Raw genomic sequence first — 7,192 nt, forward strand, 5'->3', positions numbered from 1 at the left:
CTACTGCTCTATCCCGCGATGTTTCGAGTGCAAAACTACGACGAATAGTTGGAATAACAAGTATTTTTCGAAAAAAATAAAATATTTATTCTTATTCGCTTGATATCCCTACCTTTGTAGGCTAAATTTTTTACTATGTCACACAAAGCAGGTTTTGTTAACATCATCGGTAATCCAAATGTTGGAAAATCAACATTAATGAATGCCTTTGTTGGAGAACGCCTTTCGATTATAACTTCCAAAGCTCAAACAACCCGTCACAGAATATTAGGGATCGTAAACGGAGACGATTTCCAGGTATTGTTTTCAGATACACCCGGAATCATCAAACCCGCTTACGAATTGCAATCGTCTATGATGGATTTTGTAAAGTCTGCTTTCGAAGATGCCGATGTGCTGATCTATATGGTAGAAATAGGAGAGAAGGAATTAAAAGATGAAGCCTTCTTTAATAAAATCATCCATGCCAAAATTCCGGTTTTGCTGTTGTTGAATAAAATTGACAAATCCAATCAGGAACAATTGGAAGAGCAGGTAAACCTTTGGAAAGAAAAAGTGCCTAACGCAGAGATCTTCCCGATATCGGCATTGGAAAACTTTAACGTAAGTACGGTTTTCGACAGAATACTGGAATTACTGCCGGAATCGCCGGCATATTATCCAAAAGATGCGCTGACAGACAAACCGGAACGTTTCTTCGTAAATGAAACCATCCGTGAAAAAATCCTTTTAAACTACGAAAAGGAAATTCCGTATGCGGTGGAAATCGAAACGGAAGAATTCCTGGAAGACGATGATATTATCCGGATCAGAGCCGTTATCATGGTAGAACGCGAAACGCAGAAAGGAATCATCATCGGGCATAAAGGTGCTGCTATTAAAAAAGTAGGTATTCAGGCACGTCAGGATCTGGAAAAATTCTTTGGCAAACAAATTCATATTGAAATGTTTGTAAAAGTAAATAAAGACTGGCGAAGCAACAGCTATCAGCTGCGCCGATTCGGATACAATCAAAATAAAAATAATTAATTAAAGATTTTGCCCGGGCGTATTTTTGAGCATGCTAAAATCAAAAAACGTACTTTTGCAAAAAATAGAGAAGAAAAATGAATAATATCGTAGCCATAGTAGGAAGGCCAAATGTTGGAAAATCAACTTTTTTCAACCGGTTAATCCAACGCCGTGAAGCCATAGTTGACTCTGTGAGCGGAGTAACGCGTGATCGTAATTATGGAAAAAGTGAGTGGAACGGAAAAGAATTTTCGGTTATTGATACAGGAGGATATATTAAAGGTTCTGATGATGTTTTTGAAGGAGAGATCCGCCGTCAGGTAGAGCTGGCCATTGATGAGGCAGATGCCATTATCTTTATGGTGGATGTAGAGGAAGGAATCACCCCAATGGATGATGAAGTGGCGAAGCTGCTTCGAAAAGTAACCAAACCTGTTTTACTGGTTGTTAATAAAGTAGACAATGCGATGCGTGAAAAAGACGCTATCGAATTTTATAACCTTGGCTTAGGCGAATATTTCACTATTGCCGGAATGAACGGAAGCGGAACAGGAGAATTGTTAGATGCTCTTGTACAAACACTGCCGGATTTGCCGGAAGTAACTGAGGAAGTGAACCCGTTACCGCGTTTTGCTGTAGTAGGACGTCCGAATGCCGGGAAATCATCTTTTATCAATGCCCTGATTGGCGAAGACCGTTTTGTGGTAACCGATATCGCCGGAACTACCCGTGATGCAATTGATACCAAATACAACCGTTTCGGATTTGAATTTAATCTGGTGGATACGGCCGGAATCCGTAGAAAAGCGAAAGTAAAAGAAGATCTGGAATTCTATTCTGTAATGCGTTCTGTTCGGGCTATCGAACACAGTGATGTTTGTATCCTGATGATCGATGCTACCCGCGGATTCGAAGGACAGGACCAGAGTATCTTCTGGCTGGCAGAAAAAAACAGAAAAGGAATTGTGATTCTGGTAAACAAATGGGACTTGGTGGAAAAAGATACCATGTCAACCCGTGATTACGAAGCGAAAATCCGCAGAGAACTGGAACCGTTTACCGATGTGCCAATTTTGTTCGTATCGGCCTTAACCAAACAACGTTTGCTAAAAGCACTGGAAACAGCTGTTGAAGTATACGAAAACAGAAAACAGCGTGTAGCCACTTCGAAATTTAACGAATTGATGCTGCCGATTATCGAGCATACGCCACCACCGGCATTAAAAGGAAAATATGTTAAGATCAAATATTGTATGCAGTTGCCGACACCAACACCACAGTTCGTGTTCTTTGCAAATCTGCCACAATATGTGAAGGATCCTTACAAACGATTTATTGAGAATAAACTTCGTGAAAACTATAATTTTTCAGGAGTTCCTATTGATATTTATTTCAGACAGAAATAGTTTGTTAAACTTTTTCTAATGAACGAATAAATTAAAGACGAAATCATTTCTTTTGCGGTTATTATGTTTACATATTAACCGCAATTTTTTTTAATGTAATGCAAAAAACTACCTTACTTTTTGCGTTTTTGTTATTAAGTTGCCTTTCATTTGCGCAAAGCACGATTAATGTAAAAGGCAAAATTATCGACAAAAACACAAATCTGCCGATTGAATCGGTAACGGTTTATTTATCTGCCGTAAAAGATTCCTCCTTAATTGACTACACGATTACCAACAAAAACGGTGTTTTTGATCTGAATGTAAAGAAAGTCAGCCAGCCCGTTTTTCTGAAAGCTTCCATGATAGGTTATCAGGATTTTAAACAGGAAATGAAAGAAATTACGGCTTCAAAAGATTTGGGTACGATTGCTATGCTGGCTACAGCCAAAGCGCTGGATGAGGTTATTGTAAAAGCGGAAGCACCGCCTATCCGTATTAAAAGCGATACGCTGGAATTTAATGCAGCCTCCTTTAAAGTGCGTCCGGATGCCAATGTGGAAACAATGTTGAAACAATTGCCGGGAGTAGAAGTAGACACCGACGGGAAAATTACCGTAAACGGTAAAGAAGTAAACCAGATATTGGTTAACGGGAAACCGTTTTTCGATAAAGACGGGAAAATAGCTTTGCAGAGCCTTCCTGCCGAGATTATCAATAAAATACAGGTAACGGATACCAAATCTAAAAAAGAAGAGATCTCCGGCCAGAAAGCCAGTTCGAATAACACGACGATCAACCTGACCATAGATGAGGATAAAAATAAAGGATTCTTCGGTAAATTTATGGGTGGTTATGGTACCGACAGCCGCTATGAAAGCAGTGCTTTGGTAAACTACTTTAAAGGAAAACGAAAGATCAGCTTTTTGGGTTCGTCCAATAATATCAATTCCACCGGATTCTCGATGAATGAAATCTTCGATAATATGGGCGGCGGTCGGAATACTTCGATGAGTTCCGGCAGCGACGGCAGTTTCGGGGTTAACGGAATGAGCTTCGGTGGCGGTAAAGGAATTACACAATCGGATATGATCGGGATAAACTATGCCGATGAATTTTTTAAAGGTTTTGATGTGAGCGGAAACTATTTCTACAGGGATGCAACCTCTAAAAATACCAACCGGTCCCGCAGCCAGAATTTCCTTCCGGACAGAACGATCATTACGGAATCCAACGGAACAACCCGTGATGACAGGTATGCTCATAACGGAGGTATCAATATTGAATATACTATCGATTCCACCACGACGGTATATATAGCGCCCCGTTTTTCCAAAAGCAATGCAGTCAATAAAAGCCAGTCGGCAGAATTTACCACCGGAGAAAATAATAAGCTGTTAAACGATAGCAACAGTAACCTGTATAATGAAAATGACAGCAACAGTTTCAGTAATTCATTAAACTTCTATAAAAAGCTGAATAAGAAAGGAAGAGCGTTGAATTTCAGTCTGGATAACTCGAATGCCAAGAATACCGGAAGTGCTTTGAATCAGTCGAAAACCCGGTTTTATGATCCGAACGGTGACCTGCTCAAAACAGACAACAGGGACCAGATTCGCTACAACCGTAACTTTAATGACAAAATAGATGTGGGACTGGAATATTTGGAGCCCATAGTGGATTCAATACGTTTAAAACTCGCTGTCGACTACAACTGGAACAAAACGCTGGAAAATAATACCGCATTTAATTTTGACGGCGATACGCAGCTGTATGACATTCAGAACGACAGCCTGTCTAATTTTTTACGCACTAAAACCATTACGGTGAATCCGAAAGCGGGAATCAATATTGAAAAGAAAAATATATATTTAGGAGCCTATTTCGGGACTTCGATAACCCGATTGAATAACGAATCGTTTTACCTGTATAAGGACACCAAACTGATCCGGGATTATATGCTGCCTTCAGCAGAATTTCACATGAGTTATAAACTGTCCAAGGCTAAATCCATCTGGACGAGTTATTCTTACCAGGTTTCTTTCCCGTCGGCTACACAATTGCTGCCGGTTGAAGACCTTTCCAGTGCTTTGGTGAGTTTTACCGGAAATCCGGATCTGAACCCCAATAAAAGCCACTATGTATATTTGAGTTATAGCAATTATGACTATGCTTCGCGTTCGGGTTATAGCTTTTATACCGGGGGGCAATATTATGACAGCCAGATAATCTCGTCAACGGTTTATGACGAAAGTGCCAAAAGAACCACCAGCTATGAAAATGTATCGGGCGTTTTTAATACCTGGACAGGACTCAACTGGAACAAATCGTTTAAAAGGGAAGTACACTCGTTTAGAGTGAGTGCCGGTACCGGAATGAATTTTAATAAATATAAAGGCTATACCAATGCCGAAATGTATGATGCTTTTAATTACAGGTTCCGGGCAAGAGCTAACTTTACATGGGATTACGGCGAATTGTTAAGCGTTAATCCATCCTATAGCTATACGTATAACGATACGCAATATACCAACTATAGTATCAATTCCGCATCGACCTACCAGCACCAGGTCAACCTGCAAACCACCAGTTACTGGCCAAAAGGACTGGTTATTGGTAACGATTTCGGATACACCTATAATTCGGCTATATCAGACGGGTTTAAAAAAGACTTTTACCTCTGGAATACCAGCATCGGATACAATTTCTTTAATGACAGGATGAATTTTAAAGTAAAGGTCTACGATTTGCTGAATCAGAACCAGAGTACGATGAGGAGCATTACCGCAACCAATATTCGCGATGAGGAAAATGTAGTACTGAAACGATATGCTATGTTTTCCTTGACCTATAAAATTGAAAAATTTGCCGGGAAAGAGAAAAAAGGCGGTAAAAGACAATTTTAAAAAACCATACTAAAAAAGAAGCTGTGCAAACAGCTTCTTTTTTGCAAAAAAACAAAATACATTTGCAAACTAATTAAAGACAACCAAGCAAAAAACAGCATGAAATATTTTTACGCAGGCATAGTGCTTTCAGCCTTAATGGGTTGTGAGTCCGAAAGAAAAACATTATACGATGTAAAAACACTACCAACAGAGTGGGTACGGCTAACCAAAACCAGTGAAGGCTTGGTGGTTTACAATACCTGCGATGCCGGAAACCTGTTGCTGACGATTACGCATACCGGGAAAAAATCGGAGATTTTCCTTCACGGACAGCAGGAAGACCAGGAATTTGAAATTCTAAATGCCTACCAGACCAAAAACGATACGATTGTTGTAAAAACAAAATGGAAGGGTACCCGGACAGCTCAGGATTTTAAATTCATTCCTGCCGAAAAAGAAAAACATTTGGGCCGCTGGATAACGACTTATCCTTCCGGAATGACCTCAAACAATATATTTGTCACTACCGAAAAACAAATGCACTATCCTAAAATAGACCAGCCTTGTAAGGAATGCTGGGGTGAGGAATGTGATGATGAGGTGAAGAATGAGTTGTAGGAAGGGTAAGAGGCAAGGAGCAAAGGGCAATGGGCAAAGGGCAATTGTGAAATTAACAAATAGTAATTGACATACGGATGATGATTATAGCATTATTACTTTTATTCATACCAATCGTTTTTCAGCTTGTTTACGGAAACAAAGCGATAAAAGAAAGCATTACAATGAACCTGTTTACGGTTAGTATGATCAGTCTGGGAAATCAGTTGGTGATTCCGGTGCTTGCCGCGCTGATAGGTTCAATAGGCTTTACAGGACGTTGCGGACTACCACTTGTCGGTTTAGCTGTTTCCGGATACATGCTGTACCCTGTTTTACTGGTTATTATCGGAATACAATGGTATGTGAAAAGAAGTTACCGGTAGTTTTAACAGACCTTGATCTTAAAATAGCAAAGCGGAGTAATTACTCCGCTTTTTTTTAGGGTCATAGCGGAATAAAACCGTTTTTAATTAGAATTAAATACTTGTTTTTTAAACATTATTCTAAACTTTATTTGTATATCTCAAAATAAAGTTTTATGTTTATCCTGTTGTAATACAATAATATACGCTCCCCATTAAAATAACATACGGTTATCACTCCCCATATAACCAAAACAAACAGCAACAGAAATAGCCTTTTGCTGCACCGGCTGTTTTTTGTGTAAACCCACAAAAAAACTGCCCGGTAAACAGGTAATATTTGTAAATCTAAAAGCGAGATTATGAATCAAAAACAAATTAAAACCATTTGTTATGCCGTATTGTTTATACTTGGGGGATTGCTTACCGGATGCGAATTGGAAGAAGACGTTATTCAGAAGAATACTTACCGGGAACGGCTTGCCATACGCAACAGCACTTTTGACGCGCTCTCAAAGGAACAGCCTTTTGTACAGGCACTTTCCGGCTTAAACAAAGGCAAGCACGGCAAAGGCAGCTTCTCCAGAACAATCATGGAAGCCCAATACGGCTTTACGATTTTACCGGATAAAGCGGTTGTGATCGAAAAAGAAGGGAAAACCTCCTATACTTTTCAGATCGTCCGGGAAACACCGGACAGCACCTATTTTGAAAACCTGGTGATCCATACGGATAATCCCGGCTCTACCAGGGCTTTTATCGTAAAATACAGTCCGGAAGTACCTATTGTCCCGAGTGTCACCCACGAATCCTTTTATTTTAGCGGAGCGATCCGCATCACACCGATTGAATACAATGCTGAGCTGGCAGGGAAAAAAATAGTCTGTGTTACGGCAACGGTGATGATGTGTGACCAGTCCTGGTCGGGAAGCGGATCGACCACACC

Annotated in this window: 6 protein-coding genes; all 6 read left to right on the forward strand. The window is 40.0% G+C overall.

The genetic code is table 11. The features are described 5' to 3' along the window. Window positions 1-135: 135 nt before the first annotated feature. Window positions 136-1,029, forward strand: a complete 894-nt coding sequence (era, locus tag B3394_RS09470) for a GTPase Era (protein WP_177729949.1) — start codon at window positions 136-138, stop codon at window positions 1,027-1,029. 77 nt (window positions 1,030-1,106) lie between these two features. After that, entirely contained in the window at window positions 1,107-2,417 is a 1,311-nt protein-coding gene (der, locus tag B3394_RS09475) for a ribosome biogenesis GTPase Der (protein WP_177729948.1), read from the forward strand. Window positions 2,418-2,515: 98 nt separating this feature from the next. Further along, the gene (locus tag B3394_RS09480; protein WP_286918026.1) at window positions 2,516-5,302 is read left to right on the forward strand and encodes an outer membrane beta-barrel protein; all 2,787 of its coding nucleotides are present in this window, start codon (window positions 2,516-2,518) and stop codon (window positions 5,300-5,302) included. Between the two features lie 99 nt (window positions 5,303-5,401). Further along, window positions 5,402-5,902, forward strand: coding sequence for a hypothetical protein (locus tag B3394_RS09485; protein ID WP_177729946.1), 501 nt, complete (start codon window positions 5,402-5,404; stop codon window positions 5,900-5,902). Window positions 5,903-5,979: 77 nt separating this feature from the next. Beyond that, entirely contained in the window at window positions 5,980-6,267 is a 288-nt protein-coding gene (locus tag B3394_RS09490; RefSeq protein WP_286918027.1) for a hypothetical protein, read from the forward strand. A 341-nt stretch (window positions 6,268-6,608) separates the two neighbouring features. Then, window positions 6,609-7,192 (forward strand): hypothetical protein (locus B3394_RS09495; RefSeq protein WP_286918028.1); only part of this gene is annotated, 584 nt, incomplete at its 3' end.

It is taken from the genome of Flavobacterium sp. UBA4197, from assembly GCF_002379575.1.
GTDB classification, from domain to species: domain Bacteria; phylum Bacteroidota; class Bacteroidia; order Flavobacteriales; family Flavobacteriaceae; genus Flavobacterium; species Flavobacterium inviolabile.